The organism is Rhizobium indigoferae, assembly GCF_034554815.1.
Lineage (GTDB): Bacteria > Pseudomonadota > Alphaproteobacteria > Rhizobiales > Rhizobiaceae > Rhizobium > Rhizobium leguminosarum.
Genome location: NZ_CP140635.1, coordinates 878,498 through 896,332, shown reverse-complemented (window position 1 = coordinate 896,332; position 17,835 = coordinate 878,498). Strand labels below are relative to the sequence as shown.

General features: G+C 61.9%; 19 protein-coding genes. 7 read left to right on the top strand and 12 right to left on the bottom strand.

Annotated elements, in window-relative coordinates; genetic code table 11:
* Positions 1 to 31 precede the first annotated feature (31 nt).
* Together U5G49_RS04585 and U5G49_RS04580 are read left to right on the top strand one after the other, a co-directional pair.
* Entirely contained in the window at positions 32 to 1,399 is a 1,368-nt protein-coding gene (locus tag U5G49_RS04585; protein ID WP_193444818.1) for a TIGR03808 family TAT-translocated repetitive protein, read from the top strand.
* A gap of 98 nt (positions 1,400 to 1,497) precedes the next feature.
* Complete coding sequence (locus tag U5G49_RS04580) at positions 1,498 to 2,157, top strand: glutathione S-transferase family protein (RefSeq protein WP_193444819.1); 660 nt, start codon at positions 1,498 to 1,500, stop codon at positions 2,155 to 2,157.
* 152 nt (positions 2,158 to 2,309) lie between these two features.
* Here the strand turns inward: U5G49_RS04580 and U5G49_RS04575 are convergent, their stop codons facing one another.
* Both U5G49_RS04575 and U5G49_RS04570 read right to left on the bottom strand, forming a co-directional pair.
* Positions 2,310 to 2,552 carry a hypothetical protein gene (locus tag U5G49_RS04575; RefSeq protein ID WP_193444820.1) on the bottom strand — a complete coding sequence of 81 codons (243 nt, stop codon included), beginning with the start codon at positions 2,550 to 2,552 and terminating at the stop codon, positions 2,310 to 2,312.
* 290 nt (positions 2,553 to 2,842) lie between these two features.
* Positions 2,843 to 3,739 carry a LysR substrate-binding domain-containing protein gene (locus tag U5G49_RS04570; RefSeq protein ID WP_193444821.1) on the bottom strand — a complete coding sequence of 299 codons (897 nt, stop codon included), beginning with the start codon at positions 3,737 to 3,739 and terminating at the stop codon, positions 2,843 to 2,845.
* A gap of 174 nt (positions 3,740 to 3,913) precedes the next feature.
* On the opposite strand from U5G49_RS04570, the gene U5G49_RS04565 reads away from it, so the two are divergent.
* Positions 3,914 to 4,108, top strand: a complete 195-nt coding sequence (locus U5G49_RS04565; protein WP_193444822.1) for a hypothetical protein — start codon at positions 3,914 to 3,916, stop codon at positions 4,106 to 4,108.
* Between the two features lie 38 nt (positions 4,109 to 4,146).
* Positions 4,147 to 4,512 (top strand): MmcQ/YjbR family DNA-binding protein, encoded by a 366-nt coding sequence (locus tag U5G49_RS04560; RefSeq protein ID WP_047619561.1) that lies wholly within the window; start codon positions 4,147 to 4,149, stop codon positions 4,510 to 4,512.
* Here the strand turns inward: U5G49_RS04560 and U5G49_RS04555 are convergent.
* Positions 4,497 to 5,117 (bottom strand): glutathione S-transferase family protein, encoded by a 621-nt coding sequence (locus U5G49_RS04555; RefSeq protein ID WP_193444823.1) that lies wholly within the window; start codon positions 5,115 to 5,117, stop codon positions 4,497 to 4,499. The two genes, U5G49_RS04560 and U5G49_RS04555, sit on opposite strands and share 16 nt — an antisense overlap.
* 228 nt (positions 5,118 to 5,345) lie before the next feature.
* On the bottom strand, positions 5,346 to 5,702 hold the full coding sequence (locus tag U5G49_RS04550; protein ID WP_088680780.1) for a DUF4406 domain-containing protein: 357 nt from the start codon (positions 5,700 to 5,702) through the stop codon (positions 5,346 to 5,348).
* Between the two features lie 140 nt (positions 5,703 to 5,842).
* Between U5G49_RS04550 and U5G49_RS04545 the strand changes: the two genes are divergently transcribed.
* Entirely contained in the window at positions 5,843 to 6,598 is a 756-nt protein-coding gene (locus U5G49_RS04545) for a DeoR/GlpR family DNA-binding transcription regulator (RefSeq protein WP_193444824.1), read from the top strand.
* On the opposite strand, the gene U5G49_RS04540 is transcribed toward U5G49_RS04545, so the two are convergent.
* A complete protein-coding gene (locus U5G49_RS04540; protein WP_193444825.1) occupies positions 6,573 to 7,313 on the bottom strand; it encodes a hypothetical protein in 741 nt (246 codons plus the stop codon). The two genes, U5G49_RS04545 and U5G49_RS04540, sit on opposite strands and share 26 nt — an antisense overlap.
* A gap of 128 nt (positions 7,314 to 7,441) precedes the next feature.
* The gene (locus tag U5G49_RS04535; protein WP_166480334.1) at positions 7,442 to 8,449 is read right to left on the bottom strand and encodes an asparaginase; all 1,008 of its coding nucleotides are present in this window, start codon (positions 8,447 to 8,449) and stop codon (positions 7,442 to 7,444) included.
* Positions 8,450 to 9,062: 613 nt separating this feature from the next.
* On the opposite strand from U5G49_RS04535, the gene U5G49_RS04530 reads away from it, so the two are divergent.
* Complete coding sequence (locus U5G49_RS04530; protein ID WP_193444826.1) at positions 9,063 to 10,274, top strand: MFS transporter; 1,212 nt, start codon at positions 9,063 to 9,065, stop codon at positions 10,272 to 10,274.
* A 28-nt stretch (positions 10,275 to 10,302) separates the two neighbouring features.
* Here the strand turns inward: U5G49_RS04530 and U5G49_RS04525 are convergent, their stop codons facing one another.
* Positions 10,303 to 10,926 carry a helix-turn-helix transcriptional regulator gene (locus U5G49_RS04525; protein WP_193444827.1) on the bottom strand — a complete coding sequence of 208 codons (624 nt, stop codon included), beginning with the start codon at positions 10,924 to 10,926 and terminating at the stop codon, positions 10,303 to 10,305.
* A 101-nt stretch (positions 10,927 to 11,027) separates the two neighbouring features.
* Between U5G49_RS04525 and U5G49_RS04520 the strand changes: the two genes are divergently transcribed.
* Entirely contained in the window at positions 11,028 to 12,455 is a 1,428-nt protein-coding gene (locus U5G49_RS04520) for an MFS transporter (protein WP_193444828.1), read from the top strand.
* Positions 12,456 to 12,729: 274 nt separating this feature from the next.
* Here U5G49_RS04520 and U5G49_RS04515 read toward each other — a convergent pair whose 3' ends face one another.
* From U5G49_RS04515 to U5G49_RS04495, 5 genes are all read right to left on the bottom strand, one after another.
* Positions 12,730 to 13,509, bottom strand: coding sequence for a class I SAM-dependent methyltransferase (locus U5G49_RS04515; protein WP_018241160.1), 780 nt, complete (start codon positions 13,507 to 13,509; stop codon positions 12,730 to 12,732).
* Positions 13,510 to 13,671: 162 nt separating this feature from the next.
* On the bottom strand, positions 13,672 to 14,667 hold the full coding sequence (locus tag U5G49_RS04510) for an NAD(P)H-quinone oxidoreductase (protein WP_193444829.1): 996 nt from the start codon (positions 14,665 to 14,667) through the stop codon (positions 13,672 to 13,674).
* A 175-nt stretch (positions 14,668 to 14,842) separates the two neighbouring features.
* Entirely contained in the window at positions 14,843 to 16,666 is a 1,824-nt protein-coding gene (locus U5G49_RS04505; protein WP_246289050.1) for a bifunctional diguanylate cyclase/phosphodiesterase, read from the bottom strand.
* Between the two features lie 159 nt (positions 16,667 to 16,825).
* On the bottom strand, positions 16,826 to 17,065 hold the full coding sequence (locus tag U5G49_RS04500) for a ribbon-helix-helix domain-containing protein (protein WP_018449468.1): 240 nt from the start codon (positions 17,063 to 17,065) through the stop codon (positions 16,826 to 16,828).
* 193 nt (positions 17,066 to 17,258) lie between these two features.
* The gene (locus U5G49_RS04495) at positions 17,259 to 17,813 is read right to left on the bottom strand and encodes an HdeD family acid-resistance protein (RefSeq protein ID WP_112906276.1); all 555 of its coding nucleotides are present in this window, start codon (positions 17,811 to 17,813) and stop codon (positions 17,259 to 17,261) included.
* Positions 17,814 to 17,835: the final 22 nt, after the last annotated feature.

The window sequence follows — 17,835 nt, the reverse complement described above, 5'->3', positions numbered from 1 at the left end:
CTACGGGCGCCTTATGAAAGGAGTACCCGGGATGCCCTCACGCCGCGACATGCTTTTATTCCTCGCGGCCTCGGCGGTTGCGGGAGGGACATCACGCGCCGTCGCCTCGCCGCTGACGGCGGCCGCTCAGCCCGACCTGCGTGGGACAATCGACGCGGTGGAATATCGCGCCATTCCCGAAAGTGGCGACCGCAAGACACGCAACCTTGAGCAGATGATCAAACAGGCGGCGCGCGAGAACGTGCCGGTGTTCTTGCCGCCCGGCACCTACCGGGTCTCCAACCTCACCTTGCCCGACAATACCCGCATCACTGGCGTGCCCGGCGCCTCGCGGATCATCTATACCGGCGAGGGCCATCTGTTTTCGGCCGAGAACGTGCGGCGGATCGAGCTTTCCAATCTCGTCATCGACGGCGGCAACCGCTGGCTTGGCGACGATGCCGGCGCGCTGTTGCAATTTACCGGCGTCGACGAGGTGCTGATCGAGAATTGCGAGATCGGCGGCAGCCCCAAACACGGCCTGCAGCTGGAGCGCTGCGGCGGCAGGATCGAGCGCAGTCACATTTCGGGGGCTGCCCAATCCGGACTTTACGCGGTGGATTCCACCAACCTTTCGGTCACCGGCAATACGGTCTCGGATTGCGGCAATGGCGGCATCCTGGTGCATCGCTGGAAGAAGGCGGAGGACGGCACGGTTGTCTCCGGCAACCGCATTTCCAACATCCGCGCCAATGACGGCGGCACCGGCCAAAACGGCAACGGCATCAATATTTTCCGCGCCGACGGGGTGATGGTGGTGAATAATCACATCTCCGACTGCGCCTTTACGGCGATCCGCGCCAATTCGGCCTCGGATATCCAGATCAGCAGCAACCAATGCCGGCGCTCCGGCGAGACGGCGATCTATGTCGAATTCGCCTTCGAAGGCGCTGTCGTTTCCGCCAACATGATCGACGGGGCGGCAAACGGCATCTCGATCGCCAATTTCGACGAAGGCGGCAGGCTGGCGAGCGTCACCGGCAACGTCGTGCGCAACCTGACGCTGAAAGGTCCCTACCAGCACGAGGTCGGTTTCGGCATCGGCATCGCGGCGGAGGCCGATACGCTGATTTCAGGCAATGTGATCGAGGGCGCGCCGCGCTGGGGGCTGCAGATCGGCTGGGGTCCGTATCTGCGCAACGTCGTTGTGGCAGGCAATGTGGTGCGCAAGGCGCCGGTCGGTTGCGCCGTCTCGGTCGCCGACGGGGCCGGGACCGCGGTCATCACCGACAATATCTTCCAGGAGACCACCGAAGGCGCGGTGTTAGGCTTCCAGTGGGAGAAGAAGGTGTCCGGCGAGATGGCCGGCGGCGGCTCGCCCTATGCGCAGCTCACCGTCGAGCGAAACCGCGTCTCCTGAAGGCCATCAAAAGCTTTCATCATCCCATCAGCCACAAGGACTTTTCCCACGCCGATCCGGCATTTACGGTCTCTCGGACACATCGAGGGGATATGGACATGCTGACAATCTACGGAGTCTATCGATCGCGCGCCTCACGCGTCTACTGGATGGCGGAGGAACTCGGGCTCGAATTCCGCTCGGTGCCGGTGCTGCAGGCAAGGCGGCTCGCAGATCCGCTATCTCAGGATGCGCCGCTCAACACGCATTCGCCTGAATTCATTGCCGTCAACCCGATGGCGCAGATCCCCAGCATTCGGGACGGCGACCTCGTCATGCACGAGTCGCTGGCGATCAATCTTTACCTCGCCCGTAAACATGGCGGACCGCTTTCCGGCCAAACCGTCGAAGAAGACGGATTGCTGACGATGTGGACGATCTGGGCGGCTGCGGAGGTCGAACCGCACACGGCGAAGATCGTACTCACCTATGATAACGGGCTTGAAAACAGCGAAGGTGGCCAACAGACGATCGCGGTTGCCTGCCGCTCGCTGCGCAGGCCGCTGGCGGTTCTCGAAGGCCACCTCGCCGGCCGGCAATGGATCGTCGGCGACCGTTTCACCGTTGCCGATCTCAACATCGCCGAGGTGCTGCGCTACGCCCAGAGCGAAGAGGCGCTTTTCCAGGCGCATCCGAATATCAAAGCCTGGATCGAGCGCTGCCAGTCGCGCCCGGCCTATAAGGCGATGCAAGCAACACGCAGCAAGGAGCCGATCTAAAGCGCGGCGCACGAATTGCGTCCATTGGATACGTCGGCCACGAGGCCTTAAAGTGGATGTCGTCTATGATCGAACGAATTTTAGAGCATCCTCGACGCTGCGTGTGAATATCGAGGTGGTGTCGTCCGGCTTCTGACAACGTCCGCGCTGCTTCAAGCGTTGCCGATCGCGGGTCTCAGCCAAGCCACATCGATCAAGGCAGCTGCCAGCGCTTCGGCTTCACCGGTAAAGACACGATCGGAGTGACCACCGATCGGAAACCAGCCGCGCGCGTCCTCGACGTCTCGACGGAATTCCTCGAAGCCGACGGTTCCATCCGGCCGCCGAAATATATCGACGCAGCGGTCCGCGCCCTGATCGTTGATCGAGCGCAGCACTTTGTTCACATGCGCCATGAGCGTTTCTCCCAATCTGGAAGCATTCATTGAGGCTGGTGGATGTGGTCAATCCGTTGAATTAGAACAAGATTTGGTTATCGAAGCCGATCTTATCCAATTCCGGAGGCCACACTCGCCCTGATTAAGGATAGTCCATTGCTTGCCCGCCTGTCACCAGTTGCCGGCAATGATGAAGTCGTCTGGTTCGATGGCAGCGAACGGCCCGGAGTTCTGGCGCTCCGCGAGATTGAAGTCCATCCTGGTCGTGGGGAAAATCACCTCATGAACTCACGGCCTAGGTCTGAGGATTATCGAAAGAGCGCCAGCGTGCCGGCCATTTCCTCACGGATCCAGGCCTTGAAATCCTTCACCTTCTTCGGCTCGCGCGTGCCTTCGGCCGTGACGAAATAATGACCGAAGCCGGTCGGCGCGCGAATGCCGAAGGGGGCGGCGAGCCGGCCTTCGGCCAGCGCAAAGGCGGCAAGGGTCTGCCAGGCCAGCATGACGCCCTGCCCTGCAATCGCCGCATCGAGGCAGAGCGAGGCGTCGTTGAAGACGTGACGGGTCGAAAGCGTAGCACCGGATAGTCCGACCTCGCGCATCCAGACCTCCCAGGTGAACATGGCATGGCCATCGATGATGGCAGGCAGTTCGAGAATATCGGCAGGCTCTTTCAATTTTGCCGCCATCTCGGGCGAACAGACGGGAAAGACCTCCTGCTCCAACAGCAGCTCTGCCTTCACGTCCGGCCATTTGCCGGTGCCGACGCGGATACCGATATCGACGTCGCAGAGGGCCGGATTGACGAGATTGGTGGTTGCATCCAGCCGCAGCTTGATGTCGGGATGGCGCTCGGCGAAGCGATCGAGCCGGCAGACGAGCCAGCGGGCGGCGAAAACCGGCGCCACCGAGATTGTCAGGATCGTATCGTCCTTGCGGCTCGCGATCGACACCGCCGCCGAAAGACGGGCGAACCCCTCGTCGAGCGCCAGAAGCACCGGCCGGCCGGCTTCGGTGGCGATCATGCCCTTGGCGGTGCGCTCGAAGATCACCTGACCAAGCTGGGCTTCTGCCTTGATGACCTGCTGGCTGACGGCGCCGACCGAGACGCCGAGTTCGTCGGCGGCGGCCTGGAGCGAGCCGAGACGACCGACGGCCTCCAGCGCGCGCAGGCCGTTGAGATGGACCATATTCAAGTTCTTCATATAGTTTTTCTATAGCGGCGCCGCATTAATCTCAATTGAAAATCTACCTGTTGAGGCCGACATTGCAAGCATAGGCAATCCATTCAAACGCAGGACGCTAGCGGATGGGATGGCTCAGCAGGCGCCAGCCGCCATTGATCATCCTTCTGCGCTACTGAGAAAGCGAGGCATGCCATGTCTTTGTTGAAGTTTTTCTTCACCCCTGTTCGGCAGGTGGCAAGCGCGGAAATTGCCCCAGCCTGGGAGGATGATCCGCTGCGGCATCCCGAGCTCGAGCGCATGTCGATGCGCGAAATCGCCGATCTGCCGCTCGGGATGCCGATCGGCTTTCAAGCAGAAGCCAAGCCGCCGCTGGCGAAATGCGCGTGATAACATGGTAGGTTTGCCCTAACCGAAAGGGCGGAGCAATGGCCGACGACGTCGATGCGATCTTCCAACGCCTGAAGCGGCTGGCGGCGGAAGCCGGCCTGCCTGATGTCGAGGAGAGCACCTCCTATGGCAATCCGGCGCTGAAGGTCGGCGGCAAGAGTTTTGTCGCGGTGAAGAATGCCGAGACGATCGTGATCTCGATTTCGCTCGACGACAAGGATCACCTGCTGGAGATGGCGCCTGACGTCTATTTTCAAACCGATCATTATGTCGGCTGGCCGCATCTGCCGGTGCGCGCCGCCGTGATCGGCGACGAGGAACTGCGGTTGCGACTGATCGGCGCCTGGCTGTTCCGGGCGCCGAAGAAGCTTGCCGCAGGTTTTAACGGTCAGGCCCGATCGTAGGCCAGCGCCCGCTGGACGGCGGGGCGCAGCAGCATGCGGGCGTGGTGGTCGCTCGCCTTTTCGAAGCGGGCGGGATCGACTCCGTCCGATGGCAGCCAGTCGGTCATGACGAAGAGATAGGGATCGGCGAGCGAATAGGCCTCGCCCATCACCCATGGGCCTTCGAACATCGTCTGCTCGATCAGCGTGAAACAATCGGCCATATTCTCAGGCACCTTCGCCTTCATCGCCTCGATTGCCGCCGGCTCGTCGGCCCAGCGGGAGCCGCGCGGGCGATGGGCATGGTTCACATGCACGGTCGAGCAGATATAGCTGTTGAAGGACTGGAGCCTGGCAAATTCGAAAGGATCGTCGAGAGGCGCCAGCTTGGCGGCCGGCGCGCTCTGAGCGATATAAGCCAGGATCGCCGGCGTTTCCGTCAGCACGCCATAATCGGTGACCAGTGCCGGCACCCGGCCCTTCGGGTTGATTTTCAGATAGTCCGGCGAACGCTGCTCGCCATCGCGGAGGCTGATCTTCTTCTTTTCGAAGGCCAGGCCGGATTCTTCCAGGGCAATAAGGCTTGCGAGCGCGCAGGTTCCCGGCGCGTAATACAGTGTCAGCATGGTTCTCGACTCCCTTTCGGCAAGGGTTATAGCGTAGCGGTCGGTGCGCCGGAACTGGGGAGATTGGGTTTTGATCGTCCATCGGGACAAGGTGGGTCCGAGTGTGAGGACATGATCTGTGTGTGCCGTGTGGCCCCCTCATCTGACGGGTCGGTTGAGGGGGTGAGCGACAAAGCTGCGAATGCGCTGAGTATAAACGAGGGGCAAAGCGCAGGCGCAGCAATCCGCTCAGCCGCAGCCCGGCACATCCTCCAGCCTGTGCCAGACCGGAATGCCGCGTTCCCTGGCGATGCGCACGTCGTTATCCGCTCCCTTGGAATCGCCCGGCAGGCGCAGCACGCCCTCGCAGAGCTGCAGCAGCCGGCCGGCGACCGGGTGGAAGATCTCTTCGTAGAGCGCATCGCCAACCGACCGGCCGCCGGCGGCGTGCCAGATCGGCAGCGCCACCCATTCGCCGATCATCGGCACGTGGCCCGCCTCAAACAGCGCGTGCGAGGGTTCTTCCAACCGCTTCAGGTTGGCGGCCATCTTTTCCGGGTCGTCGCCCGTTCCGGACCGATAGGGCCCGGCAATCAAAATCAACATGATCCACTCCTTCGCTCCGCTTCTGCGTGAGCACTCCCGGCCTCATGCACGGGATTTGGTGAAAATGCACGATATTTCTTGAATGTCGAGTCATTTCGTGCAATATCGGGCTATTATGTTTAATTTCGTGCAGAGAGACGATGCTGACAACGCAACGCAAGACCCTCATTCTCGACATCCTGCGCCGTGACGGCCAGGTGATCGCCAAGCGCGTCGCCGAGGATTTCGCCCTTTCGGAAGACACGATCCGGCGGGACCTCAGGGAAATGGCGGCGGAGGGGCTGCTGAAACGGGTGCATGGCGGGGCGATGCCGCTGGCGCCTGACCTGCCTGACCTCACCGCCCGGCGCAGCGTGTCGTCGCAGATCAAGGCGCGCCTAGGAGCAGCGGCGGCGGCGATGGTCAAGCCCGGTCAGATGATCTTCCTCGACGGCGGCACGACCACGGCGGAGATCGCCCGGCATTTGCCGCGCGACATGCCGCTGACGGTTGCGACCCACAGCCCGACGATCGCCGCCGAGCTGGAACACCACCCGACAGCCGAGGTGATCCTGACCGGCGGACGGCTCTACAAACATTCGATGGTGGCGACGGGCGCGGCGGCGGCAGCGGCGATCTCGCAACTCCGCCCCGATCTCTTCTTCCTCGGCGTCACGGCCGCGCATCCCGTGCACGGGCTTTCCACCGGCGATTTCGAGGAAGCGGCGATCAAGCGGCACATTGCCCGGTGCTCGGCCGAAACGCATGTGCTGCTGACCGTGGAGAAGTTCGACCTCGTCTCGCCCTGCCCGGTGCTTGGCATTTCCGAGGTGGCGGGGCTGATCGTGCCCATGGAGGTGACCGCCGAACGGCTGAAACCCTATCGCGATCTCAACGGCGCAATCGCCGCAGCATGATGGTGCTGCGGGAGGGCTGCGGTGCTGCAGCATGCGGCAAGAGACTTGCGGCAAGGGCCGCGATGAAGGCCGCCAGCACGGCATAGGCCGGCGCCATGCTGCCGGTTCCAAAGGTGAGCACCGTCTGCAGATATGGCTGCGCCAACGCGATGACGACGGAAAGTGCCGGCATATCGAGCAGGGTCCCGGCGATCCGCGACAGTTCCGGCATGAAGGCTGCGCCAGAAAGCGCGCCGTAGACCGCCGTCAGGCGGAGTGTGAGGCGCAACGGCACCGAGGCTGCAAGCGGCAGCATGTCGCCATCCTCGAGGGCAAACATGAGATAGGCTGCGAAAGCCGCCAGAAACAGGAAGGCGACGGGCAGTGCGGCCAGGGTGGCGGATTGCGTCAGCGCCGCCGCATCCGACGCCAGGAAGAGCAGGATCGGCGTGGAAGCGACGAACCAGATGGCGACGATCGGCCCCCAGAACCAGATGAGCGAGAGAGCGTGAAGACGGAGCAGCGTCGCCATGAAGAGCACGCCGATCGCGGTCCAGATGCAGGCGGGTTTGAGCACGCCCGACATCAGCCGCAGGGCCGGCTCGCAGGTCCCGGCCATCTCGCCGCAGCCGGACAGCTGGATGGTGAGCCAGGTGATATAATCGAGGCTCAACGTAGCGAACATGAAGATGCCGATGCCCATCAGCATCCACCAGAGATAGCGGCCTGCAAACATGCCCTGCCCTCACGGCTTCCAGGACTGTGCTCACGTCGCCGCGAAAGGGTGCATCCGCGATCGCAGGACGTACCCCTTTATATTAGGCAATTCTTATTTTTCTAATAACTTATGTAAGCAAGCTCGACTCATCCGGCCAAGGCGGAAGTGACCCTGACATCGCCGACATGGATGCCGTTCCAATTGCGCATTGGCTTCGTGGCATGGGCGATCAAGGCCGCATGCACCTCGCTCTCCGTCTCGAAGAAGCGGGCGAGGGTCGCCGCCACCATGGCTTCGGCGGCGCGGGTCGTGCCATCCTCGCATTTCAGCGCGATGGCAATGCCCTTTTCCGGGATGGCGGCGCAGAAGACGCCTTCGGCGCCTGTTTTGCAGAAGATACGGCCGGGGGCGATCTGCATCAGTTCCGTGCAGGCGCGGCCGGAGCCCGCGACATAGAAGGGCTCGGCCATGCAGGCCTCGATCAGGCGGCGGGAGGCCTTGGCGCGCAGCGGTTCCAAGCCGTTGCCGGTCGCCATTTTCGCAAAACCGTGAGCAAGGCTCTTGAGCGGCACGGCATAGGTCGGAATCGAGCAGCCGTCGGTGCCGCAGCTCTCGGCGCCAAGCACGGCGCCAGTCAAGCTTTCCATCGCCGCGCGGATCTCGACCTGCAACGGGTGCTGGTAGCCGACATAGCCCTTCGGATCGAGGTCCTGATGACAGCACGCGCAGATGAAGCCGGCATGTTTTCCCGAGCAATTGTTGTGCAGCGCGTTCGGTGCCTCGAGCGTGCGGGCCTGATGGATCAGGGTCTTCTGATGGAACGACCAGTGGGCGCCGCATTCCAGCGCCTCGGCGTCGCGACCGGCGCGCGACAGCATGGAAGCGGCCAGCGCCACATGCTCGTCCTCGCCACTATGCGAGGCGCAGGCCAGCGCCAATTCCTTGTCGCCGAAGCCGTAGGCATCGGCAGCACCGCTCTCGACCAGCGGCAGCGCCTGCATCGCCTTGCAGGACGAGCGCGGGAAGACCGCGGCCTCGATGTCGCCCAGCGAGAAGACAAGCTTGCCATCGCCATCGATGACAGCCACCGCGCCACGATGGCGACTTTCGACGAGCAGGCCGCGGGTGACTTCGACGGTGACGGGATTGGTCATGAGCTCTCATCCGGATGCTGGCGGGTTGCGCAGTCCATAACGCGTCACGCGGCGAAAGCCAACGGGGTTGACGTGGCGTCGGGGTTTAGGCGGCTGCGCGGGTGCCTGCTGATAGTGCACCGGCTCTATGGGTGGCTGGACATCACCGCATATTCCGCCGTCCCAGCCCTTGAGTTTAGACGGCTCGAGACGTTATGCCTTGCAACCCAATTCACAATCCGAGGGATTGTTTTGCAATCGGGCATATCTATCACCGAGTCCACGTTGTTGGCACTTTTCACGATTGTCTCTCTGAGCTTGGCGTGTTGGTTGGCACGCCAGCCCGCAAAGACGAGCGTCGGAATCACCCTTGGAGTCCTTCTTGGGCTGGTGTTGATATACACCACGTCAGCGCTCGTCGCTTTTTTGGCAAATGTTCTTCCCTTCGGGCAAATCGACTTCTGGCTCTCGAATTTGGTCGCGAAATTCTGAAATAGGCATTCAGCCCCCTTGCAGGCTTGGACGCGATCACATCGTCCAAACATTCATCACAAAAATTGACGGAGACGATCTAAAACTATCGTTTCTCTGATAGGTCCGATGCAGCTAAGAGTGGTGCATCAGGAACCGCCCCATGCCATCCACCTTTTCCTTGATCCTTCGCGACAACAGGATCCGTATTCCGACCGTGACACTCGTCGCGCTCGCCTTCACCTATGCTTCGACCGCGCCCTACCAGTCGATCATCGGGATCAACGAACTCGGCTTGAGCAATGGCGCCTATTCGGCGCTGGTGTTCTTCTCGGCAATCGTCAACGTGACGACGAGCCTGACGCTCGGCATCTGGTCGGACAGGCTGAAAGAGCGCCGGCCGCTGGTGCTGGGGCTTTGCGTCGCCGGCATGCTCGGCTTCGGGTCGATCGCGATCATTCATAGCCCCGTGGTCTTCATCTTCTCCACGCTGTTGCTGGTGCCGATGAGCAATTCCACCTATTCGCTGCTGTTCGCCAGCCTGCGCGCCAGGACCAATCAAATGGACCGTGGCCAGGGGGCGGCGATCACCGCAACGGTGCGAGCGCTGTTTTCCGGCTCATGGGCGCTGGCGCCGGGGTTGATCGGCCTCTATCTCGTCAGTTCGCCGTCGATGACGCCGGCCTATGGGATCGCGGCATTGGCAAGCTGCACCTGCTTCTGCCTGTATTTCTTCTTCGCACCCCGAAATGGCGCCGCCGGCCCTGCCCCCGATCACGCCGGATTCTTTGCTTCGCTGAAACGGATTTTTGTGCCGCACGTGCTGTCGCGCGTTATCGTCATGGCGATGCTGTTCGGGCTGCAGCGGCTGAACAGCATGCTCTTGCCGCTGATCATCACCCATGCGGCCGGCGGCACCGTCGTCGATGTCGGCTTCATGGCAGGTTTGACGGCGCTGCTCGAGATGCCGTTCATGATGATGTGGGGCTTTGCGCAGCGCCACTTCCGGACCGTGCATGTGCTCGCCTTCGGCGCGCTGATCTACTGCGCCTATCTGCTACTGCTTGGTTTTGCTTCCGCGCCCTGGCACATCTATGCACTACTCCTCCTCAATGCCTGCGGGGCGGCAGCGATCCTCAGCGTGCCGATCACCTATCTGCAGGACCTGATCGCGGACCGACCGGGGCTTGGAACCTCGCTGATCTCGCTGAACACGTTCATTGGGACCGGCATCAGCGCCGGCCTCTTCGCTTTCGGCACCACGATCACCGATTATTCCGGCACCGCCTTTGTCGGCGCGGCCGCGGGTCTCGCATCGATCGGAGTGCTGCTCTATCTCGAAAGCAACTGGCGGCAGGCGCGGCAGCCGGCGTGAAGCGCCAGCCGGTTGCGAGCGATATCGGTCAACGCGGCATGATGTGGTAGGCGCAGCGGCGGGCGCCGGCGAGGATGTGTTCGCTGCGCTCGATATCGGCGCCGAGGACGGCGCGGAAGGTTTCGAGTTCGGAGCGGCAGAAGCCGGCGCAGACGGTTGCGGCGGCGCAGATCGGGCAGTGGTTTTCGACCAGCATGAAGGAGCGGTCCGCCTCCTGCCAGTGATCGGCCATATAGCCCTCGCGGGTGCGGATGCCGGCAAGGGCCTCGATGCGCGAGGCAAGGTCATGCGCCTCGCTGAGTTCCTGCCGATAGCGCTGCAGCGTCTCGGCCTCGCGGGCGGAGATGACCGTATCGAGGGCTGCGGCCCCGAGCTGTTCGACCAGCGTGCCAAGGAGATTTGCCGTCAGCTCGGCATGGCCATCCGGAAACTGGCGGTTGCCGCTCGCCGTGAGGTGCCAGAGCTGGCGCGGCCGGCCCCTGCCCGCGGCGGCAACGGTGACCGGTTCCACCAGCCCCTCCTCCGCCATCTTCGACAGCTGCTGCCGGGCGGCTTCGCCTGATATGCCGAGCGCATCGCCGATCGCGGCGGCAAGCTGCGGGCCGTCGGTCTTTATCAGGATCAGGATCCGGTTGGCTGGGGACTGGCGCATATTTTCCAAGTTAAGTCTTGTTTTAATCGAAGCGGCATGCAATTTTCCAATTTATAACTTGGAAAATAATCCTTCGCCAGTAAAAATCTCGGGGTCCTCCCATGTCGAATATCGACCAGACCGCAGCCGTCTCGAATTCCAGCTCGGTCTTCCGCCTGTTCCTGCCCGAGCACCTTCCGGCAACGCTGATGCTGGCCGGCGGCGTGACGCTTTATGCTGTGGAGAGTTACATCATGGCGACGATCGCGCCTTCGATCGTGCGCGATATCGGCGGGCTCGCGCTGTTTTCCTGGGTCACCAGCCTGTTCGTCGCCGCCGCCGTGCTCGGCTCGATCTTCGTCGCCATGCGGCCGCGCGGCATCGGGCTTCGATCCGTCTATGTGATCGCGGCACTGGTCTTCGGCGTCGGCAGCCTGATTGCCGCAGCCGCACCGTCGATGCCGGTGGTGCTGATCGGACGCGCGGTGCAGGGTCTCGGAACTGGCGCGCTGGCAGCGCTCGGCTATGCCTTCATCCGCTTCGTCTATCCCGAGCCCCTCTGGCCGAAGGCCTCGACGCTCTATGCGGCGATCTGGGGCGTGGCGACCGTCATCGGACCGACGCTCGGCGGCTTCTTTTCTTCGGGCCACGCCTGGCGCTACGCTTTCATCGTGCTGGTGCCGCTCGGGCTGCTGATGGCGATCCTGGCGCCACGGTTTCTGCCCGAGGTCAAAGATGACCGCGAGCAGGAGAAGACCCCGGTTGCCCAGATCGGACTGCTGCTTGCGGCCGTGCTGATGGTGAGTGCGGCCGGCGCGATCGAGACAACAGGCGCGAAAGCGGCGCTGATTGCGGCCTCGGTCATCGCGGTGGCAACCATGCTTCTCATCGAGCGGAAGAGCCCGAACCGGCTCTTGCCGTCCGGCGCCGTCAGCCTTTCCCAGCCGATTGCCCGGGTCTACCTGGCGATGCTCGCCATGACCGTCGTCCTCGTCAGCGACGTCTTCATTCCCTATTTCCTGCAGACCCTGCATGGGGTGGCGCCACTCCTATCGGGATATCTCGTCGCACTCGTCGCCCTCGGCTGGACGTTTGCGGCCTTCCTCAGTGGCTCTTGGACCGGCAGGCAGGCTTACCGGGCAATCGTCATTGGTGCCCTTATCGAGGCGGCGGCGACCGCTTCGCTCGCGATTTTCCTCGCGAGCGACAATCCGGAGGGGCATATGCCTTTCATCGTGCCGGCGGCGATCGGCATGTTCATGATGGGCTTCGGCATCGGTCTCGGCTGGGCGCATCTCGTCGCCATGGTCCTGAGGCTCGTTGCCGACAACGAGCAGGACAAGGCCTCTTCGGCGATCCCGACGATGAGTTCGCTCGGCGGCGCCTTCGGTGCGGCCTTCTCGGGCGTCATCGCCAATGGCGCCGGCCTCGTCGATCCGGGCGGCGTTGCAGGCAGCATCTCGGCGGCCCACTGGCTCTATGTCGCGATGGCGCTGCCCGGCATCGTCGCGATTGTGGCGGCGATGACGCTGAGAGACAGCCGAAATTGAAAAAGGCGCCTCGGGTTCGGGGCGCCTTTTCATAACTGAATGCTTGCTGCGCTCTTAGAACAGGATGATTTAGGCCCTATCGGCCTAAGGTCCGAATCCTGTTCTCAATTCAAGAGTTAGAGCATGATGTCGTCCGAAAACCACTCACACTGTTCTGACGACATTATGCTCTAAAGCGCGTCGCATCAAATTTGCTTCATGCAACACGCTTTAGCTCTTTGTTTTTATGCATGTCGTTGTCCCGGAACCGCTGCACACTTCCGGGCGACATGCATTAGGCGACGTTGCGCTCCGGTTCCGGCTCCTGCTGGACGGCCTGCTGCTTCACGCCGAGATAGAGGACGGAGCTGCGGCCGATGCCATAGGTATCGCAGACCTCGGGCGTCAGGAATTCGGTGACCGGAACTTGCTGCACCGCCAAACCGGCGCGCTGGATCACATCGATGAACCCGGACCTTGAGAAGAGGCGCACATGGTCGTCTTGGCCGAAATGCGCCCAGCGGCCTTCCGGCGTCGTCACTTCGGGATTTTCATAGTTGTCCTCGATCGACAGGCAGATCGGCGCCATCAGGATGGCGATGCTGTGCTCCTTGAGAACACGCCGGATTTCGGCGGTGGCACGCACCGGATCCTCGACATGTTCGAGCACATGGGAGCAAAGCACGAAGTCGAAGCTCTCGTCGGCGTAGGGCAGGTTGTGGATATCAGCTTTGTCGTCTGCCTCGGGCATATACATGTCGCAGCTGCGGTAGAAGATATGCGGGTGGCTCTTGAGCCAGAAGCTCAAGGCCCGTCCCGGCGCAATGTCCAGGAACCGGAAGGGATGCGCCTGGTTGAGGCGCTGGAACACTGGCGTCAGGAACAGCGCGTAGAGCCTGTCGCGATCGGACGAATGACAATTGGGGCAGCTATAGGCCTGATGGTTGATCGTCTCGAATTCATCGACGCGATAGGGAAAGCCGTGCTCGACCGCCTTGTCGATGTAGTAGCGCGGAAGCGGTATGAAATGCGGAATTCTGCTGCGGCAGATGGGGCAGGCGTGGAATAGAGCCATTGCATTCCTCGTAGGGACCGTACAATGCGCAAGCAACACCACATCAAGATGCGCAGTTTCGGGGCCGGGTTTCGATCAGACGACTGTTCAACGACCCGGGGAGACTCACAAACGGCCAGGATCAGCTTCACCTTGCGCACAAATGCTGGTCCGAAGCTGACCTCAGACGGTGAGCATGACCTTGCCGACATGGCTGCCGTCTTCCAGCAGCCGGTGGGCTTCGATAACCTCTTCGAAGGCAAAGACCTTGTGGATGACGGGCGCAACGGTGCCGGCTTCCAGCAGCGGCCAGACCTCGGAGAGCAAGTCGTCGCGGATGGCGCGTTTTTCTTCTGCCGTGCGCGGCCGCATGGTGGAGCCGGTGACCGTCAGCCGCTTGACCATGATCGGCGAGAGATTGACCTTTTCGGCGATCGCGCCGCCGAGGAAGGCGATGATCGACAGGCAGCCGTCCTTGGCCAACGAGCCGATGTTGCGCTCGAAATAGGAGGCGCCGATCATGTCGAGGATGATATCGACGCCGTGGCCGGTCTCGGCCTTGATCACCTCGGCGAAATCCTCGGTCCTGTAGTTGATCGCGCGTTTGGCACCGAGCCTCTCGCAGGCCTCGCATTTCTCCTTCGAACCTGCCGTCGCGTATACCTCGGCGCCGAAGGCGCGGGCGAGCTGGATCGCCGTCGTGCCGATGCCGCTGGAGCCGCCATGGATCAGCACGGTTTCGCCTTCCGTCAGCCCAGCCATCTGGAAGAGATTCGCCCAGACGGTGAAGAAGGTCTCGGGCAAAGCTGCCGCCTTCACCGCGTCATAGCCCTTAGGGAACGGCAGGATCTGGCCTGCCGGCAGCAGGCAATATTCGGCATAGGCGCCACCATTGGCGAGCCCGCAGACCTTGTCGCCGACGCCATAGCCGCTGACGCCGGGGCCGACGGCAACGATTTCGCCTGATAGCTCCAGACCGAGGATCGGGCTCGCATCCTTGGGCGGGGGATAGCTGCCCTGGCGCTGGGCAATATCGGGGCGGTTGACGCCGATTGCCTCGGCGCGCACCAGAACCTGCCCGTCTTGCGGTACGGGAAGCGGTCGTTTGCCGATCGTCATCACCTCCGGCCCGCCAAAGGACCGCAGATCGACGAAACGCATTTCCTGAGGCAATGGCATGACCCGGCTCCTCCCTGGAGCAGTTCAGCTTTTGGTGGAAGTGCGCGGAACCGCTCTGGCTTTTTGTCTAAAACACAGGAAGTAAATCAGCCCCGCAGGCTTGGGAAGACTTGATGTGGCAGAGGCGTCAATTCGCCTCGCCCACTGCATAAGTGCTACAGCGTCCTTTGCGCGTCTAAAATGACGCGCGGCGCTGCAGGAGATGGAAGACCAGGCCTTCCTCGCTGTCCTTGGCGGCCGACTTGATGATGGCGATTTCGGCGCTGACGCGGTTGATATCGTCGATGACGAGGCCCTCCGGCAGTTCGATGACGCCGATCGAGCAGCGCATCAGCGGGAACAAAGCTTCGGCGCCGGTGCGGTCGTGACCGAGGATGCGGCCGGCGGCGCGGTCCTCGTCGGAATAGAGATCCCGCACGTCGTCATGAAAATCGCTGATCAGCCGCTCGAGGATTTCCGTCAGCTCTTCCTTGGTCCAGCCGACGACGCCGATGAAGAAATCATCGCCGCCGACATGGCCGAGGAAATGACGTTCGGCGAAGAAATAGCGGCGCATCAGCGCGGCAAACAGCGAGATCGCGTGGTCGCCGAGATGGAAGCCATAGGCATCGTTGAACGGCTTGAAATTGTCGAAGTCGCAATAGCAGAAGTGGCGAAGCGCATCGCCGTCGCGGCCGGACTGACGCATGAAATCGCGGATGGCACGATTGCCCGGCAGGCCGGTCAGCGGGTTCTGGTCCTGCGCGGTCTTCAGCTGTTTCTCGTTGATGACCTTGATCAGCGACGCGGCGGAGACGACGCCGGCATAGCGCATATTGTCGGTCAGGATCAGGCAGTTGCTGCCTTCCATATTGGCGAAGATGGCCATCAGTTGCTCGGCGTCGCTGTCGAGGCCGACGATCGGCGCCATCTCGACGAAATGCGAGATGGAGCGCTCGTACATCTTGTTCTTCAGGAGATCGCGGCCGAAGGGCTGGTAGATATACTCCTTGAGGTGATGCTCGTGGATGATGCCGCGCGGCTCATCATTGGCGTTGAGGACGGGAAAGAAAGCCTGGCGCGGATTACGCCGGAAGAGTTCGAAGACGCTGTCGATGCTGTCATTCTCATAGACCGTCGGCAGCAGCTCGATCTGCTTGCGGATGAGGATTTCGTCGAGCGACTGGCTGCCCCGCTTGCTCTTGCCGAGCTCCTGCAGGTGCGGGTAGGACGGCGCCAGCTCTGATATATGCGTCGTCGGGCGCGAGATAAACCAGCCCTGGACGAGGTCGACGCCATATTCGCGGCAGGCGATGAATTCGGCCTCGGTCTCGATGCCTTCGGCGATGACGCGCGTGCCGAGCACATGGGCAATGTTGACGATGCTCCTCAAGAGATGGCGCTTGCGGGGGTTGCGGTCGATCTCGGCGACGAAATGGCGGTCGATCTTGAGATAATCGACGGCATAATCGCAGAGCAGCTTTATCTCACCGTGGCCGACGCCGAAATCGTCGATCGCCAGTTTGAAACCGGCCTTGCGCAGCCTGGAAACGAGGCCGGAAAATTCCGGCACGCTGGTATTGTCGAAACGCTCGGAGAATTCGAAGCAAACGGAAGACGGCGGAATATTCGCCTTGCGCAGATGCTGCAGCAGGCTCTCGACCAGGTGTTCGCCATGCGGGATCAGCCGGACATCGAGATTGAGGAACAGCGTCGAGGTGGAGAAATTCGATAGCGTCGCGAATTTGGCAAGCGCGCGGCTGGCGACCATCTGTTCGAGCTGCAGCAGCTGGCCGGCCCGGTGAGCCTCGTCGAGGATGTCGAGGGGCGTATCATAGCCGATGCGTTCCTGGCCGCGCATCAGGGATTCGTAGCCGAAAACCGTGCCGGTGCCGGCCTCGACGATCGGCTGGAAGGCATTCTCGACCACGAGCTTGGCAAGGGTGACGATCTGATCGCTGGCGTAGCGGCGCAGGACATCCGGCGCGACGGCGGCGGCCAAGGACATGCTGGTCTTCATTGTGGGCCGATCTCCACTGTGACTTGTTCTTTTTCGCCCGGAACATGCCGCAGAAGGATCAATGAAGTCTTTCGCCAGTGTGAAAGTTTTATGAAACGCGCAAGCGCGCTCTACGCGCTCCGCGTTTATTTAATTTTTCCAATGCAATCAAATGCTTGTTCAGGCGGAGCGACGGCGCTCCGCCTCGTGATCGGCGAACATGTCGGCGACGCATCTGCCGCCGGATGGAGCGCCGTCGTCAAGAATATCGTCCCGGAACTCATTGAGCTTGCGGGTGGTATCCCAGAGGCGGAGCGCCTCGCGGACGACCTCACTGCTCGAGGCATAGCCGCCATTGTCGACGGCGGCGCGGATGCCCGCTGCCTGTTGCGGAGAGATGGAAACGGTGACCATCGGCATGAACTTCCTCCCTTTTCTGATCAGGCAGAACCCTGCCTCTGGGGGACGCATGACCATTTTCAGCATTCTCGGCGATCTCGCCGGTGCCTTGGTGCATTCGCACTCAGACCGTTCACTTGGCTTAGGACCGGTCTGTAACCCGTTAAGTCTAATCCCCTGTCATAGCCTTGTCAAAAAAAGAACGGTCAACGCATCAGTTTCGACTGCGGATGCCGAGGCCGAAGGCAATCATTGTCGAGCCCTGGACGATGAGATCGGCGGCCAGGAAGAGGCCAAGGATCCACAGGCTGTTCACCGGCCAGCCGAGCGCGATGACGAAACCCGCAAGAGCGGTGATGACACCGCTTGCAACGATCCAACGCCAGCCCTTGGTGGGCTTCATGCGCATGCCGACCCAGGTGCGGAAGACGCCGGCGATGACCAGTGCGAGCGAGAGAAACAGCGTCAACGCCGCCGAGGTCAGGATCGGATTGACGAAGGCGCAGATGCCGGCAAGCACATAGAGCAGGCCGCTCAGTATCCAGAACAGCACATGATCCCAGCCGCGCACCTGGAAGGCATGGACGAGATAGATCACGCCGCCGAACAGCATCAGCATGCCGACATAATAGACCGAGACTACGGTGGCGAGCATCAGATTGCCGAGCGCAATCAGACCGCAAACGAGCAACAACACGCCGAGGCCGGCAAACCAGATCCATTTCGACTGCAGCGAAGATGTCGGCGTTCCCTCGAAGACATCGGTCATGATGCACCTCCTGAGATTCTGA